The organism is Psychrobacter sp. H7-1, assembly GCF_904846585.1.
GTDB lineage: Bacteria > Pseudomonadota > Gammaproteobacteria > Pseudomonadales > Moraxellaceae > Psychrobacter > Psychrobacter raelei.
On sequence record NZ_CAJHBH010000030.1, the window covers coordinates 17,646 to 37,256 of the forward strand.

A 19,611-nucleotide genomic window follows, 5' to 3' on the forward strand; every position below is an offset into this window, starting at 1 on the left:
ATGACCCATTTTAGACAACAATCTTACTAATTGACTGCATAAACGGATTTGAGCGGCACCCAAAGACAGCCTGTCGGGCTTGGGCTGAATGACTCGAGAAATCCTCCGCGAGATTCAGTCAACTAGCGACACAGGAAGTTTTTATGAAATACCCTATTTTTAAGCTTAGCCTATTAGCCGCAGCAACCATTGGTATCACCGCTTGTGGCGGTGGTGGTGATAAAGCGGCCTCATCTGCCGGTGCTGCTGAAGGCGGCAAGACTTTAATCTACTGCTCTGAGGGTAGCCCTGCAGGCTTCGACCCTGCTCAATATACTGCCGGCACCGATTTTGATGCCAGTGCCTATCCTATCTACAATGGCTTGGTTGAATTCAAACGTGGTGAAACAGAGATTCAACCTGCTCTAGCAGAAAAATGGGACATCAGTGAAGACGGAAAAACCTACACCCTACATCTACGTAAAGGGGTTAAATTTGGTAAGACTGACTTCTTCACCCCTACCCGTGACTTCAATGCTGACGATGTGGTATTTACCCTAAAACGTCTGACTGACCCTAATTTTGAATTTAATAAAGCATACCCAGCTGAATTTCCTTATTCAGTCGACATGGGCCTTCCTGATAACATTGCCAATATCGAAAAAATTGATGACTACACGGTAAAAATCACCTTAAAAGAAGTGAACGCGCCTTTCTTACAAAACCTTGCCATGCCGTTTGCTTATATTGACTCTGCTGAATATGCGCAGTCTTTAATGGATGCAGGTAAAGCAGCTGACTTAAATACCAAACCTGTAGGCACCGGTCCGTTTATCTTCAATTCATACCAAAAAGACTCACAAATTCGCTATACCAAAAACCCAGATTATTGGAATAAAGACGACATTCACATTGATAACCTAGTTTTCGTTATCACCAAAGATTCAGCCGTACGTGCTCAAAAAGTACAAGCGGGTGAGTGTCATGTTTCCGCCTATGCCAATCCCTCTGAGGTTGAGTCTGCTAAAGCCTCAGGTAAAGCAAAAGTACTAGAAGAGCCAGGCTTTAACGTAGGTTATATTGCCTATAACACAGAGCGACCTGAGCTAAAAGATCCTAAAGTACGTGCGGCGCTTGATATGGCAATCAATAAAGACGCACTAATCGATGCTGTTTATCAAGGTGCTGGCGTAAAAACAGCCAATCCGATGCCACCTACTCAGTGGGGCTTTAACGATCAGCTAAAAGATGCCCCTTATGACACCGAAAAAGCCAAAGCATTAATGGCAGAAGCAGGTGTTAAAGGCTTTGATATTGATCTGTGGTATATGCCTGTTCAACGTCCTTATAACCCCAACGCTAAGCTGATGGCCGAAATGCTTCAAGCTGACTGGGCAAAAATTGGGGTCAAAGCCAATTTAAAAACCTTTGAATGGGGCGAGTACTTAAAGCGTGCCAACAAAGGGGAACACGACATTATCCTAGCTGGCTGGACGGGCGACAATGGTGACCCTGATAACTGGTTGGGCGTCTTATTATCTTGTGATGCCGTCAATGGCAATAACTATGCCCGCTGGTGTAACAAAGACTTTGATAAGCTGATTATGGATGCCCGCTCTAACACCAACCAAGAAGAGCGCATTGCTAATTACAAACAAGCTCAGGAGATTTTCAAGCAAGATCTACCCTGGACCACAGTGGCCAACTCAGTAGTAACGGTGTTAACCACACCGAATGTGAAGGATTATAAAATCAGTCCTTTAGGCTCAATTCGTTTTGATGGTGTGGATGTCGAATAATCGATTTACTCCATACCAGTAAACAACCTAACTCTATAATTTAGGTAAGACGGCTGGTTCAGAAACCTCTCTGTTCCAGCCTTTTTTGATTTTGAGGATAGCCAACTCTGAACTTAGTATTAGATGCCCTATTTGATACTTCAGACTCAGCCATCTCCTTTCATCCTAGTGTTATAGCAAACTCTTTGTTTTAAAAAATCGAGCGCGCCCATGCTACTGTATATTCTTCGTCGAATTTCGATTCTTATCCCTGTGTATATTGGTCTGACCCTCTCCACCTTCACCCTCATTCGACTCGTCCCTGGCGATGCGGTAGAGATTATGATGGGGGAGCGTATGGTCGATCCGCAAATGCACGCCCAAGCACTTGTTCGCTTAGGCCTAGATAAGCCCTTGCCTGTACAATATTGGGATTATATAACCAATATTTTACAAGGTGACTTTGGGGCTTCTTTTCGTACCCGAACCCCAGTTTTACAAGACTTCTTCGCCCACTTCGTGCCCACGTTAGAGCTGGCGCTTTGTGCCATTACTATCGCCAGCATTGTCGGCGTTAGCCTTGGCATATTAGCCGCCTTAAAGCGTGGCAGTTGGCTGGATTATACTCTGATGTCCGGCGCCCTAGCCGGCTACTCTATGCCCATTTACTTACTGGGCCCTATTTTAACCGGTATCTTTGCTCACTATTTGGGTCTATTACCGGTGTCTGGTGTCATCTCTGTTGCTCAGTTTTTGGACGTCAAACCCTTATATGGCTCTTGGCTACTCGGCTCCTTAACTTCAGGGATACCTGGCGCTTTTTGGAACGTAGTGAAGCACTTTATTTTACCCTCTATTGCGCTATCTACCATTCCTTTGGCAATGATTGCACGGATGACCCGCTCTGCCATGCTTGAGGTCTTGGATGAAGACTATGTGCGTACTGCCCGAGCTAAAGGGTTATCACCTAAGCGGGTTATTTTAATTCATGTTATGCGCAACGCACTCATTACTGTGGTTACTGTAGTCGGACTACAAATGGCCACCTTATTAGCCGGTGCAATCATTACCGAAACTATCTTCAGCTGGCCAGGTGTCGGCAACTGGCTTCTCGATGGGTTTTTCACGCGGGACTACCCTATTGTTCAAAATGGCATTTTATTGGTCGCGACGGCTCTGATCTTGGTCAGTCTATTGGTCGATATCTTATACGGGCTAATCAATCCCCGTATCAGACATACCTCATAGGCTATCTGTTATGCAGCCATTATTTATGAGCTTATTCGTCCTATATAACCAAAAAATTTTATTATCAAATCGCCTTAGAAAAATAGGAAAATCCAAATGAAGACTAACGTACTTCCCGAAGATATCGAGCTTGCCGCAGCGCCCCCCTCCTCATGGCGGCTGTTTGTCGCAACGTTCTGTCGCAACCGAGGCGCTGTGCTTGGCCTACTGGTATTAGTGCTCATGGTCATAGTGGCACTGCTTGCACCCAGCATTGCACCACATGACCCTTACGAGCTATTTACAGGAAAAGAGCAGCTCCCACCGTCGTTTATGAGTGGCGGCGATGCCATGTTCTTTTTAGGTACCGATGATGCCGGCCGTGATACCTTGTCTCGGGTGATGTATGGCGCTCGCTATTCATTATTTATCGGCCTAAGTGCCACAACTTTGGCCATGATTACTGGCATCAGCCTAGGCCTTAGCGCCGCCTTTTGGCCCAAAGTTTGGGGTAAGGCTGTGATGCTTGTTAACGATATTTTGATGTCGTATCCAAGCTTATTATTGGCCATTATCATTGCGGCCATTTTAGGTCCAAACATGACCAATACCATCATCACCATTGCCTTGGTGTGTACCCCGCCTTTTATTCGTTTGACTCGATCCACTGCCATGGTCGAATTGCAGCGAGAATACTTCACAGCCTCTAAGGTGATGGGCGCTGGTGTACTTAGGCTATTATTTATCACGATTTTGCCTAATTGTATGGCGCCGCTTATTGTGCAGGCCACCATGATATTCTCCTCAGCCATTTTAGAAGCTGGCGCAATTGGATTTTTGGGCTTTGGCGTACAGCCGCCAGACGCAGAATGGGGTGCAATGCTGGGTACCGCTCGTCAATACATTCAAAGCAATGTGTGGCTTGCCATTTGGCCCGGTTTGGCTATTTTCTTAGCCGCTTTATCTATTAACTTAACCGGAGATGGGCTACGTGATGCTCTTGATCCTAAACTAAAGCAGGTGAGCTAATGACAACTTTAAATTCTAATCCTGCCGCCTCAACGCTTAGCTCTGATCACCTTGTGAACACCCAAAATAAGGCCACTGGCCAACACGCTGCACCGCTGCTTTTGGATATTGAAAACTTATCTGTCACCTTCGGTAAAGGCGCGCGCGCTTTTCGTGCCGTTGATGATGTATCACTGCAGTTAAGACAAGGTGAGGTATTGGCCGTCGTCGGTGAATCTGGCTCTGGTAAATCAGTAACCATGATGGCTTTAATGGGCTTATTGCCTTCAAGCGCCACTGTGGCTGCCAACAAAATGGACTTCGATGGCCAGCACATGCTGAGCTTATCAGGACGTGAGCGGCGCAAAATTATTGGTAAAGACATCTCCATGATTTTCCAAAATGCCATGTCTTGCCTAAACCCCAGCTTCACGGTTGAATATCAATTGGCAGAAGTATTAAAAACCCATTTAGGCCTCAAAGGTGACGCTGCCCGTCAGCGTATTTTAGAGCTGTTAGAGTTGGTTGAAATTCCTGATGCCAAAAACAGACTATCGGTATATCCGCACCAATTATCAGGCGGTATGAGTCAGCGCATAATGATTGCTATGGCACTGGCTTGTGAGCCTAAGCTATTGATCGCCGATGAGCCCACTACCGCACTAGATGTGACCGTACAGGCGCAAATCATGGACCTGCTCGCCCGACTACAACGTGAAAAGCAGATGGCTATGGTGTTAATTACTCATGACCTAGGACTGGTGGCACAAAATGCCCGCGACGTGGCGGTTATGTATGCCGGTCAAATGGTAGAGACCAACAGGGTACCTGAGATATTTGAACAACCCTCACACCCTTATACTGAGGCGCTTTTACAAGCCATTCCTGAGCTTGCCATAGGCCAAGAGCGTTTAAACAGCTTACCGGGTGTGGTACCCAGTCAATATGACCGTCCCAAAGGCTGTTTGCTGTCACCGCGCTGCCCTTATAAGCAAGACAAGTGCGATGTGCCGCCGCCTATCCTACCGACCCCCAACGGTCTGGTTCGATGCATACAGACGGATTTTCCAGCCCGTACCTCTACCCGTTTTTCAAACCCCTCTTCTGAATCAATGGGGAGCGCACTATGATGACTGATGCAACGATGACTGATGCAACTTCCACCGCTACTACGGCAAGCTTGAATACCCAAGCCAAAGTAGTGCTGAAAGCCGACAACCTGCACAAGCACTATCCAGTCTCGCAAGGTATTGGGAAACCCAAGGGTTATGTCAAGGCCTTAAATGGTATCTCCTTTGAGCTGCAGGCCGGCAAAACCTTGGCCGTGGTGGGTGAATCTGGCTGCGGAAAATCAACCCTTGCCCGACAATTGACCCTAATTGAGCAGCCCACTGAAGGTGAGCTATACATCAATGGTGAGGGCACCACCCGTTATAGTCGCCGCGAGCTAAAACAGCTTCGTACCGAAATCCAGATGGTGTTCCAAAACCCTTATGGCAGCTTAAACCCTCGCCATACCATTGGCTATCAGCTAACCGAACCGCTGGATATTCATACCAAATTGTCTGCTAGCGAGAAAAAAGAGCGGGTCCACCAAATGATGCGTCTTGTGGGGCTGCGTCCTGAGCACGCCGGCCGCTATCCGCATATGTTCTCAGGTGGCCAGCGTCAACGTATTGCTCTGGCACGGGCGATGATGCTCAATCCAAAGATTGTGGTGGCCGATGAGCCCACCTCAGCACTAGATGTCTCTATTCAAGCGCAGGTATTAAACCTGTTTATGGATTTGCAAGATGAGTATCAGACCGCCTATGTGTTTATCTCACATGACTTATCTGTGGTCCGCCATGTCGCCGACGACTTGATGGTGATGTATTTAGGTAAAGTGGTCGAGCACGGCCCCAAAGAAGCCATTTATAATGATCCCCAGCACCCTTATACCATTGCTTTATTATCGGCGGCGCCCAGTATCGGTGAAGCCAAAAAAGAGCTTAAATTACAAGGTGAGCTGCCCAGCCCTCTAAACCCACCTTCAGGCTGTGCCCTCCACAAGCGCTGCCCTTACGCCACAGCCCAATGTAGCCAAGTAGAACCTGAGCTGCGTGAATGGAGAGGACGCTTGGTGTCTTGTATCCGTTTAGAGGAGATTTATGGCTAGACCATCAGCCATTGACTTCGGATTTTTTATAAAAAAAGCTCTGTCAATTTGACAGAGCTTTTTAGTATTGTGTTAAAAGCATTGGATTTTACGAGAAGCTAAATGAGTTTATTATCTTTTAACCACTGAATATTCATCTCTTTTACAGCAACGATTTCAGCATCCATATAGGCTTTACTCTTGCCAGGATTTTTTGACATCGAGTATAAGTACAATAAGATACCAAATAACGTCCAGCCTAGGAAGATGACCCATTCAACACCAGTCAAGGCAGAAGGCATACCGGGTAAGTATAAGAATAATAGCCCCAAGCTTAATACGATAGTAATCAGACCCACCAATTTGCCCGCAGGTACTCTAAAAGGTCTTACCATATTAGGCTCGCGATAACGCAATACTAAGAAGGAGATGGCAACGCAGGTATAGGCAATCACAATACCAAAACCGCCAGCATCCACGATCCAAACCAACATTTTACGGCCGAATAAAGGAGCAAAGGTTGCTAGACCACCGATGAGTAAGATAGCATTTACCGGGGTATTATACTTGGGATGCAGCTTGGCTAAAAAGCTTGGTAGCATGTGTGATTTTGCCATGGCAAATAGTAACCGGCTGCCACCCACTAAGAAGGCGTTCCAACTGGATAAAATACCCAATACACCGCCCATGACCAGTAAGACACCAGCCCATTTTCCGCCCCAAGCATTGGTCATGGCATCGGCTGTGGCAAGCGTTGAGTTTTGCGCTTCGATTAAAGGCAATGTTTTACCCACACTCCAAGCCACGCCAGCGTACCAAGCCACGGCAACTACCAAAGATACCAATAAAAATATGCCAATTTTGGGCCGAGTTAAATCAATCTCTTCTGCTGCCTGAGGAATAACGTCAAAGCCGACGAACATAAAAGGCACCATGACAATAACCGCCATAATACCACCTATACCACCAATAAAGGCTGGTGCTTGTACCGCAGTAGATTCCGCAGGACTATATAAAATGGCGCCTAATATTAATAAAGTACCCACAAATAAGATGCCGCCTACGGCAAGTTTTTGGAACCAAGCACTGACTTCCATACCGCGGATATTTAGCCATGTTACCAATATAGAGCCCAACATACCCACAGCTGCCCATGAGGCATAGACATCCCAGCCGGCCACATTCCATAACAAACCTTGGTTAAAATTTGGAATGAGGTATTCAATAACGGTTGGCAAGGCAACCGCTTCAAAGGCCACTACCGACAGATAACCAAATAAGATACTCCATGAGCAAATAAAGGAGACATGCACCCCAAGCGCCCTATGAGTATAAGTATGCTCCCCGCCAGTGATGGGCATGGAAGCTGCCAGCTCGGCATAAGCAAAGCCAATAAAGATAACCGCAAGACCACCAATTAAAAAGGCCAACACTGCGCCCCAGATGCCAGCCGAAATAACCCAGCCACCAGCCAACACAACCCAGCCCCAGCCTACCATGGCACCGAAGGCCAAAGCAATAATATCAAATCGCCCTAAAGACTTTTTCAATCCAGACATATCAACTCCCTGATTATCTGATTATTTAAGGGCCCCAATGCCCCTCACTTTTACATGACGGGCGTTGAAGTCATTATTTATTATAAAAAATTAAGCGTAAGTGCTTTTATCCCATTACAAAGCCGCTTTAATAATCTCAAGACCCTCTTGCAACACGTCATCAGAGACAGTCAAAGGCACCATCACACGAATGGCGTTACCATGACGGCCACATGACGCCAATAGAAGACCTTTTTCAAAGGCATTGGCACGCAGCTTGGCGGTGGCTTCAGCGTCTGGCTTACCTTGAGCATCCACTATATCAAAGGCCAGCATAGCGCCCTTATGGCGGATATTGGCAATTTTTGGATTATCTAGTGCCGCTAAGAAGCTGGCAATGGTATCGCCAATCACTTTACTGCGCTCAAGCAGACCCTCTTCTTCAATCACTTCGATGACTGCCAAAGCAGCCACACAAGCCAATGGGTTACCCGAATAAGTACCACCCAACCCACCAGGCTGTGGTGCATCCATAATGTCAGCACGGCCAATCACAGCTGAAATAGGATACCCACCAGCCAAGCTCTTAGCGCTGGTCATTAAGTCAGGCTCAACACCCAGTTGCTCCGTTGCAAATAAAGTGCCAGTACGACCAAAACAGGTCTGTACTTCATCAAAGATCAGCGCAATACCGTGCTCATCACAGATCTTACGTAGCGCCTTAGCAAATGAGGGGGTAACTTGATGGAAGCCGCCTTCGCCTTGAACCGGCTCTATAATCATGGCTGCCACATCGCTTGGGTGAATAGAAGCTTGGAAAATCATCTCAATGCTTTCAAGCGCTTGTGCCTCTGTCACTCCAAGCTCAGGTGCTGGAAATAACGCATGGTGAATGGAGGCTGGCATAGGACCAAAGTTGTTTTTGTAAGGTACCACCTTACCGGTAAGCCCCATACACATATGAGTGCGGCCATGCCAGCCACCGACAAAGGAGATAACGCCGTGACGACCGGTGTGTGCACGGGCAATTTTCATGGTGTTTTCAACCGCTTCAGCGCCCGTGGTAAAAAACACAGCCTTTTTATCACCGCTGATAGGGGCAAGTTCACACAACTTCTCAGCCAGACTCACATAGCTTTCATAGTTCATGATTTGGGCAGCGGTATGAGTGAATTTATCCAACTGCTCACGCACACGCTCAGTGATTTTTGGATGATTATGGCCAGTGTTTAGTACCGATATACCACCGATAAAGTCGATATAACGATTGCCTTCAACATCCCATACCTCTGAATTTTTGGCCGTCTCGGCAAAGACTGGGAAAGCCACGCCTAAGCCTTTAGGTAATACTTTGGTACGGCGCTCTAGTAATGACTGATTGGTTAGCTTGCTCATATCTACATCCTTTGTATCAAATTTAATGCCTGTGCATTTGGGAAAATATTAAGTGGATTATCCCACTTAGGTTACCAACTTGTAGCTGGGGAGGTATCCCCTGTTATGATCAATAGTTGACCGTTTTTTAAATCAAAGATAGTTAGCCCAGCTCTTGGGCCCAGTATTTAGTGACGACATATTCATCTATGCCATATTTAGAGCCTTCACGGCCAAATCCAGATTGCTTGACGCCACCAAAGGGTGCAACCTCTGTCGATAAGATGCCTGTGTTTTGACCCACCATGCCATAATCTAGCCCTTCACAGACGCGCCATGAACGGGCCAGGTCATTGCTATAAAAATAGGCAGCCAAGCCATAAATAGTGTCATTGGCATGCTTGATAACTTCTGCTTCATCACTGAAAGTAAAGATGGTACTGATTGGCCCAAAAATCTCTTCGTGAGCAATGTCCATATCTGCTGTGATGTCACTAATTACCGTCGGATTCATGGTCAAGGGTGAGATGTCATTCACATCACCCCCAGCCAGTAAGCTTGCGCCTTTATCTAACGCATCTTGTAATAAAGCGGTGACCTTATCTAGGGCGCCTTGGTTGATTAAAGGACCGATATCTACCCCCTCTTTTAGACCATCGCCTATCGATAACTGGGCGACTTTTTGTAGATAAATGGCCAAAAACTGCTCTTTGATACTGTCTTGTACATAAATGCGGTTGGCACAGACACAGGTCTGACCGGCATTGCGGTATTTGGCTGCGATTAAGCCATCGGCCGCTTTTTCAAGATCGGCATCATCAAAGACGATAAAGGGTGCGTTACCGCCCAGTTCCAAAGACAGCTTTTTGATGGTGGGCGCACATTGTGCCATTAAGGTACGGCCCACCTCTGTTGAGCCGGTAAAAGACAATTTGTGCACGCGGTGGTCTTGCGTTAATACCCCGCCCACAACAGAGGACTTGCCAGTGACAATTTGTAGCACACCTTTTGGAATACCCGCTTGCAGCGCAAGCTCGCCTAATGCCAGTGCAGATAACGGGGTCTCAGTGGCAGGCTTGACAATCATGGTACAGCCGGCCGCTAAGGCAGGTGCCGCTTTGCGGGTAATCATGGCTGAGGGGAAGTTCCAAGGCGTGATGGCTGCGCAGACACCCACCGGCTGCTTTAGAACTGTAATACGCTGAGTGCTTTTGGTAGAGGGAATGACATCGCCATACACACGCTTGCCTTCTTCAGCAAACCAGCGAATAAAGCTGTTGGCATAGGTAATCTCGCCACGAGACTCTTTTAAGGGCTTACCCTGCTCAGCGGTCATTAATACCGCCAAGTCTTCGTGATTGTCATCAATCAGATCGGCCCATTTATGTAATAACTTGCCCCGCTCAGCTGCGGTAAGAGCAGCCCAAGCCACTTGAGCAGCTTCAGCATCAGTGACAGCTTGCTCAACTTGAGCTTGAGTTAGACTTGGCACAGTGCCGATTTGTTGGTTATTAAAGGGATTGGTAACCGCAATTTGGCTACCATCTTGGGCATCTACCCAGCCTTCGCCCAGTAGACAATGTGATTTTAATAATGCAGGATTTTTTAAACTTAACATAAAGACCTTCCTTGTCGCTTTGGGTAGCCAAGCTAGATGCTTGTGAGGGCAAACTGGCTACTTAATTAAATATCTACTTCATCAAGTGAATACCTATGCCTTCAAGACACAGTGTATGAGAATTTCCCTACTCTTCTTGGTTCAGTATATTGAATTTGTATTTCATATACAGGATGGTTTATTATAGGTTTAGTTTCCTTTAAATTGCAACCAAAAATTACATATAATTAGCCCTATTTTTATTGGTGAGTTATTGCCATCCGTATCCCTTTCAAATTAAATAACGACTCATCGTTACACACTTTCAATGACATATTGTCATCCCTCTCATTGACCCGAGTAAGCTTGGATTACTTGAGTATTAAATAGGAAAATTCGACTTGAAAGACAATACCTCTAAGCCCTCTGTTAGCGTACCTGCCATAGATAAAATGTGCCTTATTTTGGATCTGATTACAGAAGCCAATTACCCACTCACCTCAGCTGAAATCGCGTCGCAATTGTCACTTCCCAAAAGTAGCACCCACAATATCTTGCAAAGTCTATTGGCCAAGCATTTGGTGTTTAAAGACCGTGACAACCGTTTTCATTTGGGGTCTTATCTGTTGTACTGGGCTGGCAAGTATGAAAAGCAGCACAGTATTATTGATGTCTTTCACGAGGTCATTGTCAATCACCCCACGCTATTGCAGCACACGGTGACCTTATCGAAGATTGATGGCAAGGAGGTGGTATTTTTAGCCTGCCATGAGTCGCCCGCCCCACTAGGTTTTACCTTTCGCTCAGGGGTGCGAGTGCCTGCGCCTTTTTCTGCCACTGGCAAAGCCATGTTATCCACTTATGACAATAGCACCATAACTCAGCTGTTTGAGCAGCAGATGCCGGCGCCATATACCTCAAGAAGTGTGCAGCAATTAGATGTGCTACTTAAAGAGTTGCAACAGGTGCGTGATACCGGCATCTCACTTGATGATGGTCAGCTGCGAGAGGGTATGTATTGTCTGGGAACCTGTGTGGTCGATACGGAAGGACAGCCGATTGCTGGTATGGCCATCAGCTTCGTTAAAGAGGAGTATGAAAAACAGCGCGAGGGCGTCAGCCAAGCCTTACTGGCCTTGGCCAAAGACATCTCCCAGCGCCTTGGCATTAGCAGCCACTAATTCATTGCGCCAATAGCCAGCACTTATGTGTTGACAGGCATGGACGCAGATATTTTGTCTACACGATATTCTGAGCCCGCAGCTGCTGTATCTTCTCATCGCTAAGTCCCATGCTATGTAATACCGCCTCAGTATCTGCGCCTAGCGCCGGCGGAGCACTATGGTAGCTCACCGGCGTCCCAGAGAGCTTTATCGGACTGCCTAAAGCGCGCACCGGACTACCCTCGAAGCTGACAATCATATCGCGAGCCTGCACCTGCGGCATTGCCAGTGCCTCAGTGACATTATGAATAGGACCGCAAGGCACACCGGCTTGTTGCAGCAGCTGTAGCCACTGCTCACGGGTTTTGGTCTTAAATACCGCTGTGAGTACTTGCTGTAAGCTTTCGCGGTTTTGCACTCGAGCAGGATTAGTGCTATATCGTTGGTCTTCATGCAGCGCTACCCCAATGACATCACACACTTTGGCAAATTGGCTGTCATTGCCGCACGCCAAGATAAAGTGACTGTCATCACCTGTAGCATATACTTGATAAGGGGTAATATTAGGATGGGCATTTCCCAATCTAGGCGGCGTCTTGCCTGAAGCCAAGTGATTCATACCGATATTGGCCAGCATCGCAATGGCACTATCGAGCAAGGCGACATCCACATGCTGTCCTTCACCTGTATTGGCGCGCGCCAAAAGCGCTGCTTGAATGCCCACAGTCAGCTGCAAGCCTGCGAACAAATCCACCACAGCCACGCCCACTTTGTGCGGCTCTCCATCGCTTGGGCCTGTGATGCTCATCAGCCCTGATAAGCCTTGAATGATATAGTCATATCCAGGTTTATGTGCCTCAGGCCCTGTCTGCCCAAAGCCGGTCAAGGAGGCATAAATCAGTCGATGATTGAGCGCTTTTAATGACTCATAATCTAGCCCGTATTTTTTTAACCCACCCACTTTGAAGTTCTCCACCAGCACATCACTGTCTTTTGCCAGCGCTTTAATCAGCTGCTGTCCCTCTGCTGTGGTGATGTCCACGGTGATTGACTTCTTATTGCGGTTGACAGTGGCAAAGTAGGCGGCGGTCTGCTCCCCTGTCTGCTCATCAGTGAAGCTTGGCGGATTCCAGTGCCGAGTTTCATCCCCAACCACAGGGCGCTCTACCTTGATAACCTCAGCACCTAAGTCTGCAAGAATTTGGGTACTAGACGGCCCTGCCAGCACTCGAGATAAATCCAAAACCTTAATACCGCTTAAGACCTGTATGTTTTTCTCTGTGCGTCCTGACTCAGTTGATTCATTATGTAACATATCATCCCTTATGTCTGTTTTGGCGATAAAAAAAGCCGCCCTAAGTGGAGAGTGCTCCGCTAATGACAGCCGAAACAAAACCCTGCTTATGGCGGCCATTGCCTTCCATGTCTACTGCTATAAAACTATCTAACCAAAAGCTTGAATACCCGTCTGAGCACGGCCTAGAATAAGGGCATGTACGTCATGAGTGCCTTCATAAGTATTCACGGCCTCTAAGTTCATAACATGGCGAATCACATGGAATTCATCACTGATACCATTACCGCCGTGCATATCACGTGCCACACGAGCAATATTGAGCGCCTTACCACAGTTGTTGCGCTTAATCAGAGAAATCATCTCAGGCGCCGCATTGTGCTCATCCATCAAGCGCCCTACTCGCAGCGCAGCTTGTAAGCCTAGAGCAATTTCAGTTTGCATATCGGCAAGCTTTAGCTGTACCAATTGAGTGGCGGCTAAAGGACGGTTAAACTGTTTGCGATCTAGAGTATATTGGCGGGCCGCTTTCCAGCAAAACTCAGCTGCGCCCATTGAGCCCCAAGCAATGCCATAACGGGCTTTGTTTAGGCAACCAAACGGCCCTTTTAGACCACGAATGTCTGGAAAAGCATTTTCTTCAGGGACAAACACATCATCCATCACGATTTCACCAGTGATAGAGGCGCGCAGCGAGAATTTGCCTTCAATTTTAGGTGCTGATAAGCCTTTCATGCCTTTTTCTAATACAAAGCCGCGGATTTCACCCTCATCATCTTTTGCCCATACCACGAAGACATCGGCAATCGGACTGTTGGTAATCCACATTTTGCTGCCTTTAAGTTGATAGCCACCATTTACTTTTTTGGCACGAGTTTTCATTGAGCCAGGATCTGAGCCAGCGTCAGGTTCGGTTAAGCCAAAGCAGCCCACATACTCACCTGTTGCCAGTTTGGGCAGGTACTTTTCTTTTTGTGCCTCTGTGCCGTATGCCCAGATGGGATGCATCACTAGGCTTGACTGCACACTCATGGCAGAGCGGTAGCCTGAGTCGACTGCCTCTACTTCCTTGGCAATAACACCATAAGCCACACTCGATAAGCCGGCACAACCATACCCGTCAATGGTAACACCAAGCAGACCCAGCTCGCCCATTTGACGCATAATATTGCGGTCAAAATTCTCATGACGGTTGGCCTGTAAAATTCCTGGCATAAGCTCGCTTTGACAAAAATCATGCGCCGATCTTTGCACCATCTGCTCTTCTTCTGTGAGTTGGTCATGTAATAAAAAAGGATCTGACCATTCAAAAGTAGGTCTGTGGGTGGCGTGGGCATTACTTGACATAACGAACTCCTTGTTTTTATCAACTGTCATTTATACAAATGGGCTTATTAAGAGTGCGAAATAAAAAAGCTAGATTACTTTACTTAAAGCTGCTAAACTTAATATGTTCCGCATAGTGAAACTTTGTTTCATTTAATGGATTAATTAAAACAGAATTGATTAAGTAAGTAAAGCAGTTTTGACAGCCATCGACTAAACAACAAATTATGTGGTTTATTATCAATGGTTTAACTGCTATTTAAAATAAATATAAGCGGCGATGACTACCTTATGACACACCCCAAAAAGCAACCAAATGGCTTAAATATAGCTGCTGCCTCAGATCAGTCTGGCAGCGATCATGACCCACGCTTTTATAAAGAAACAGTATCTAATAAAGACATGGCATCTTTGCCGACCCTAAAACCATCAGCAAATATTGGTCTACTTGACAGCCTCAGCCGCAGTTTAGAGCATGCCAAAATAACGGATGACAAGGCCTTTATTACAGCACTTGGACGAGGACTGCTGTTGCTAAGTGCCTTTGAAGATGAGCAAGAGCTGACCCATCAGAGGCTGTGTGATAAGACCGCTTTGCCTAAAGCTACTGTCAGCCGCCTATTGCATACGTTGCAGCAGTTAAACTTTATCAAGCGCAATAGCAATGACAGCTATAAGCTTGGCAAAAACCTGCTCAAATTAAGCAGCAGTGTCTGGCAAGGGCAAGATATCGTTGAAGAGGCGATGCCGTTACTGCGAGAGTTTGCACTCACTCATCAGGTGTCGGTCAATATTGCGACCGAAGATGAGGGCGAGATGCGTTATGTGGCGTGTTATCGCAGTCCAGCACGATTGGCGGTGAATCTGTCAGTGGGGTCAACGGTGCCACTTGAGAAGACGGCTTTAGGGCGGGCTTATTATGCTGCGATGACGCCATCTATGCAGCAGCAAGTGATAGATACTCTGCCCTATGCTGATGACTCTGAGCAAAAGCTTGTGGCAATAAATAGGCTTGATCAGGCAGCTGATTTTTATCACCAGCACGGCTACAGCTTGTCCGATGGGGAGTATTCACCCGATATCTTGGCAGTGGCAATGCCGCTATACGACAGCATTCAGGGTAAATACACTCACGCCTTAAATGCCAGTGTTCCAAGGGCACTGTGGGAGGCCGACAGCTATATCAGTTATATTGTGCCGCACCTACAGGCTTTGGCCAAACAGATTGAGTCATTGTAAACAAAAGGGTTTTACCTTATTGATGTTAAGAAAAGAGAGTAAACGTAAAAAAAGAGTTGCCAGACATGTCTGACAACTCTTTTTTATTCAGTCAGTAAAAGCTTATTTAACTAAGCTGTTTACCGCCTCTACCACAGCTTCAGTAGTGATACCGAACTCTTTGTACAGCTCGCCTGCAGGAGCTGACTCACCATAAGTGGTCATGCCAATCACTTTACCATCAAGACCCACAAACTTAAACCAATAGTCCACATGTGCAGCTTCTACCGCAACGCGAGCACGAATGCTTGATGGTAATACTGCCTCACGATAGTCGCTGTCTTGCGCAGTGAATACTTCAGCACAAGGCATAGACACCACGCGCACACCCACACCGTTTGCCATTAATGTCTGGTATGCGTCCATCGCTAAGCTCACCTCTGAGCCTGTCGCAATGATAATGGCCTGAAGCTCAGACTGCTCTTTGGCCAGCACGTAACCCCCTTTAGCAATATTGGCCACTTGCTCGCTATCGCGTGCTTGGTGCGGCAAGTTTTGGCGGCTAAAGATCAGCGCAGATGGGTTGTTCTTAGCTTTTAGTGCTTCTGCCCAGGCCGTGGCCGACTCTGCGGTATCACAAGGACGCCATGTATGCAGATTTGGTGTGGTGCGCAGGCTGGTCAACTGCTCCACAGGCTGATGCGTAGGACCATCTTCACCCAGACCGATTGAGTCATGCGTATACACATGGATAACACGCTGTTTCATTAACGCGCCCATACGTACCGCATTGCGGGCATATTCCATAAACATTAAGAAAGTAGCAACGTAAGGAATAAAGCCGCCGTGTAACGCAATACCGTTAGCAATCGCGGTCATACCAAATTCACGAACGCCGTAATAGATGTAGTTACCATCAGCATCAGTTTCAATACCTTTAGCATCTTTGAACAAAGTCAAGTTAGACCCTGCTAAGTCTGCTGACCCCCCCATAATCTCTGGCAGTAGTGGCTGGAAAGCATTAATAGCATTGAAGCTGGCTTTACGGCTGGCGACGTTTTCACCCTGATCTTGGCACTGCTGGATGTATGCTTTGGCTTTTTGCTCAAAGTCACTTGGCAAGTCACCGCTTAGACGACGCTGTAGCTCCTCAGCAAGCTCTGGATAGGCTTTTTTATAGGCTTCAAAATCCGCTTCCCAGTTTTTCTGCTGAGCCTCACCTTTGGCTTTAGCATCCCAAGCTTGATACACTTCTTCATCGATTTCAAAAGGAGCGTGTGCCCAAGCAAGCTCACCACGAGCCAATACGATTTCATCATCACCCAGTGGCGCGCCATGGCTTGAAGCTTTGCCTTGTTTGTTGGGGCTACCCACACCAATAATGGTTTTACAGATGATTAAGCTGGGTTTACTGGTTTCAGCAATCGCTTGTTCCGTGGCTTTGGTAATAGCATCCGCGTCATGGCCATCGACCTTAATCACTTGCCAGCCATAGCTTTCAAAGCGCATTTGCGTGTCGTCAGTGAACCAGCCTTCTACGTTACCATCAATTGAGATACCGTTGTCATCATAGAAGAATACCAACTTGCCCAAGCCCAAAGTGCCAGCAAGTGAGGCCACTTCATGGCTAATGCCTTCCATCAGACAGCCATCGCCTAAGAACGCATAGGTGTGGTGATCAATGATGTTGTGACCGTCACGGTTGAACTGAGCGGCCAATGTTTTTTCGGCAATAGCAAAGCCCACAGCATTGGCAATACCTTGACCCAATGGACCGGTCGTGGTTTCAACACCTGGCGTATAGCCAAACTCTGGGTGACCTGGGGTTTTTGAATGCAACTGACGGAAGTTTTTTAAATCATCAATGCTAACGTCATAACCCGTTAAATGCAGTAGCGAGTAAATCAACATTGAGCCATGACCATTTGATAACACGAAGCGGTCACGGTTTGGCCAATTTGGATCGGTTGGGTTGTGCTTTAAAAATTTACGCCACAATACTTCTGCAATATCTGCCATGCCCATCGGTGCGCCCGGATGCCCTGAGTTGGCTTTTTGAACCGCATCAAAAGAAAGCACACGAATGGCGTTAGCTAGTTTGCGTTCAGATATAGGTGTTGACATAAAAAATCCTAGGTTTTGGTGGTCTATTAAAACGAAAGGTTAATAGTGAGAGGAAAAACGACTAAAAATAAGCAATAAAAAACAAACGACTTAGCATCCTGTCACTCCTATGAATGGCAGGATGTCTCAAATTATACCAATAAAGTTGTCTTAGGCTGAAATAATCTCAGCACCGCCCATATAAGGACGCAGTACTTCTGGAATGGTGATGATGCCATCCGCGTTTTGATGGTTTTCCATAATCGCCAATAAGGTGCGGCCCACAGCAAGCCCAGAGCCATTTAGGGTGTGTACAAGTTCAGTTTTTTTGCCTTCTTTTACACGGGTACCCATGCGGCGGGCTTGGAAGTCACCACAGTTTGAACAGCTTGAGATTTCACGGTAAGTATCTTGGCTAGGTACCCACACTTCGATGTCATAAGTACGCAGGGCGCTAAACCCCATATCGCCAGTACACAACTTAACCACCCGATACGGCAGCTGTAATTGCTGCAAGATATACTCAGCTTGGCCAGTCATTTGCTCAAGCAGCTCATCAGATTGTGCAGCGGTAGCGATATTGACCATCTCCACCTTTTCAAACTGATGCTGACGGATAAGGCCACGGGTGTCACGACCATGCGAGCCGGCCTCACTTCTAAAGCAAGGGGTATGTGCGGTAAATTTTAGCGGCAGCTCACTGGCATCTAGACGCTCACCACGTACCAAGTTGGTCATAGGCACTTCAGCGGTTGGGATCAGATAAAATCCCATTGACTCATTGTTGGTGTGGTTGGTCAGCTTAAATAAATCTTCTTCAAATTTTGGCAGCTGGCCAGTGCCCTCTAAGCTATCTGAGTTGACGATATATGGGACATAACACTCGGTATAACCGTATTTTACGGTATGCGTGTTGAGCATAAACTGGATAAGGGCGCGGTGTAATTGTGCCAATTGACCCTTTAATACGCTAAAGCGACTACCCGTTAGCTTAGCAGCAGCAGCGAAGTCTAATTGACCCAAAGCCTCGCCTAAGTCGCTGTGTTCTTGGACCTTAAAGTCGAACTGACGCGGCGTGCCCCATTTACGCACTTCAACGTTATCCTCTTCAGAGCTGCCCTCTGGCACGTCATCGGCTGGAATATTTGGGATTTGTAATGCCGCTTGATTAATCTTGTCTTGTAGCGCTTTTAGCGACTCTTCAGCCTGTTTCATCTCGCTGCTGATATTTTGCATCTCAGCCAGTAGCTCAGTGGCATCTTCCCCATTTTTCTTGAGCACACCCACTTGCTTAGCCCCAGCATTACGCTTGGCCTGTAAGTCTTCGGTGATCACCTGAAGCGATTTGCGCTGCGACTCCATCTGTTGCCAAAAATCCACATCCAGCTCATAGCCACGCTTGGCAAGCTTCTGTTTTAGCTCAGTTAAATCTTGGCGTAATAACTTAGGATCAATCATGCAACACCTTTTTTAGGAGATTAAGAGAGTAAGGTGACTATCATACCAAGACCGAGCATTTTTGACCACGTTTAAAGCGCTCTATGCACCCAATTAACCGATAAAAATCTGCTTTTTTGGTTTTTTTGACCCACCCTAGCCTATTTTTCGCCCACTGATTTTGACCACGCTTCAATCTACAACATCCCTCTTTTCGTCTTAGGCTATTTTTTGAGTACTTAAATCCGCCGATTACGTACTTAATCTTCGATTGACTTCCTCCCCTCGCTAAACTGAGGGGATTCCTACAGCTAGACGGTCAAGCCCGACCGCAAGGATGTTCTTAGCAGCATTGATATCTCTATCATGCCATGTGCCACACTCAGCACACCTCCATCCTCTTATTCCAAGACCTGCTCTACCTTTTGGACT

Annotated in this window: 15 protein-coding genes; 7 read left to right on the forward strand and 8 right to left on the reverse strand. The window is 46.9% G+C overall.

The features are described from left to right. The first annotated feature begins 143 nt into the window (after positions 1-143). The 5 genes from JMX92_RS09435 to JMX92_RS09455 all read left to right on the forward strand — a co-directional run bounded on the left by JMX92_RS09435 (position 144) and on the right by JMX92_RS09455 (position 6,150). Positions 144-1,778 carry an ABC transporter substrate-binding protein gene (locus JMX92_RS09435; RefSeq protein ID WP_011960748.1) on the forward strand — a complete coding sequence of 545 codons (1,635 nt, stop codon included), beginning with the start codon at positions 144-146 and terminating at the stop codon, positions 1,776-1,778. 210 nt (positions 1,779-1,988) lie between these two features. Next, positions 1,989-3,005, forward strand: coding sequence for an ABC transporter permease (locus JMX92_RS09440; RefSeq protein WP_201545339.1), 1,017 nt, complete (start codon positions 1,989-1,991; stop codon positions 3,003-3,005). Between the two features lie 96 nt (positions 3,006-3,101). Continuing rightward, the gene (locus JMX92_RS09445) at positions 3,102-4,013 is read left to right on the forward strand and encodes an ABC transporter permease (RefSeq protein ID WP_201545341.1); all 912 of its coding nucleotides are present in this window, start codon (positions 3,102-3,104) and stop codon (positions 4,011-4,013) included. Next, positions 4,013-5,122: an ABC transporter ATP-binding protein gene (locus JMX92_RS09450; protein WP_227675336.1), complete on the forward strand. Its 1,110-nt coding sequence runs from the start codon at positions 4,013-4,015 to the stop codon at positions 5,120-5,122. Before JMX92_RS09445 ends, JMX92_RS09450 begins: the two co-directional genes overlap by 1 nt. 14 nt (positions 5,123-5,136) lie before the next feature. After that, entirely contained in the window at positions 5,137-6,150 is a 1,014-nt protein-coding gene (locus JMX92_RS09455) for a peptide ABC transporter ATP-binding protein (RefSeq protein WP_155587630.1), read from the forward strand. 98 nt (positions 6,151-6,248) lie between these two features. Here the strand turns inward: JMX92_RS09455 and JMX92_RS09460 are convergent, their stop codons facing one another. From JMX92_RS09460 to JMX92_RS09470, 3 genes are all read right to left on the reverse strand, one after another. Further along, the gene (locus tag JMX92_RS09460) at positions 6,249-7,688 is read right to left on the reverse strand and encodes an APC family permease (RefSeq protein WP_110816702.1); all 1,440 of its coding nucleotides are present in this window, start codon (positions 7,686-7,688) and stop codon (positions 6,249-6,251) included. Positions 7,689-7,802: 114 nt separating this feature from the next. Next, positions 7,803-9,062, reverse strand: coding sequence for a 4-aminobutyrate--2-oxoglutarate transaminase (gene gabT, locus JMX92_RS09465; protein WP_201545343.1), 1,260 nt, complete (start codon positions 9,060-9,062; stop codon positions 7,803-7,805). Between the two features lie 142 nt (positions 9,063-9,204). After that, positions 9,205-10,659 (reverse strand): NAD-dependent succinate-semialdehyde dehydrogenase, encoded by a 1,455-nt coding sequence (locus tag JMX92_RS09470; protein ID WP_011960755.1) that lies wholly within the window; start codon positions 10,657-10,659, stop codon positions 9,205-9,207. A gap of 380 nt (positions 10,660-11,039) precedes the next feature. On the opposite strand from JMX92_RS09470, the gene JMX92_RS09475 reads away from it, so the two are divergent. Then, complete coding sequence (locus JMX92_RS09475; RefSeq protein WP_227535005.1) at positions 11,040-11,819, forward strand: IclR family transcriptional regulator; 780 nt, start codon at positions 11,040-11,042, stop codon at positions 11,817-11,819. 58 nt (positions 11,820-11,877) lie between these two features. Here JMX92_RS09475 and JMX92_RS09480 read toward each other — a convergent pair whose 3' ends face one another. Further along, positions 11,878-13,116 carry a CaiB/BaiF CoA transferase family protein gene (locus tag JMX92_RS09480; RefSeq protein WP_201545345.1) on the reverse strand — a complete coding sequence of 413 codons (1,239 nt, stop codon included), beginning with the start codon at positions 13,114-13,116 and terminating at the stop codon, positions 11,878-11,880. A 129-nt stretch (positions 13,117-13,245) separates the two neighbouring features. Further along, positions 13,246-14,442, reverse strand: coding sequence for an acyl-CoA dehydrogenase (locus JMX92_RS09485; RefSeq protein WP_201545347.1), 1,197 nt, complete (start codon positions 14,440-14,442; stop codon positions 13,246-13,248). Between the two features lie 270 nt (positions 14,443-14,712). On the opposite strand from JMX92_RS09485, the gene JMX92_RS09490 reads away from it, so the two are divergent. Further along, complete coding sequence (locus tag JMX92_RS09490) at positions 14,713-15,660, forward strand: IclR family transcriptional regulator (protein WP_201545349.1); 948 nt, start codon at positions 14,713-14,715, stop codon at positions 15,658-15,660. 102 nt (positions 15,661-15,762) lie between these two features. Here JMX92_RS09490 and tkt read toward each other — a convergent pair whose 3' ends face one another. From tkt to JMX92_RS09505, 3 genes are all read right to left on the reverse strand, one after another. Further along, a complete protein-coding gene (gene tkt, locus JMX92_RS09495; RefSeq protein ID WP_201545351.1) occupies positions 15,763-17,763 on the reverse strand; it encodes a transketolase in 2,001 nt (666 codons plus the stop codon). A 150-nt stretch (positions 17,764-17,913) separates the two neighbouring features. Then, positions 17,914-19,200 (reverse strand): serine--tRNA ligase, encoded by a 1,287-nt coding sequence (serS, locus tag JMX92_RS09500; RefSeq protein WP_201545353.1) that lies wholly within the window; start codon positions 19,198-19,200, stop codon positions 17,914-17,916. A gap of 267 nt (positions 19,201-19,467) precedes the next feature. Beyond that, a partial coding sequence (locus JMX92_RS09505; RefSeq protein ID WP_201545355.1) for a zinc ribbon domain-containing protein occupies positions 19,468-19,611 on the reverse strand: 144 nt, incomplete at its 5' end.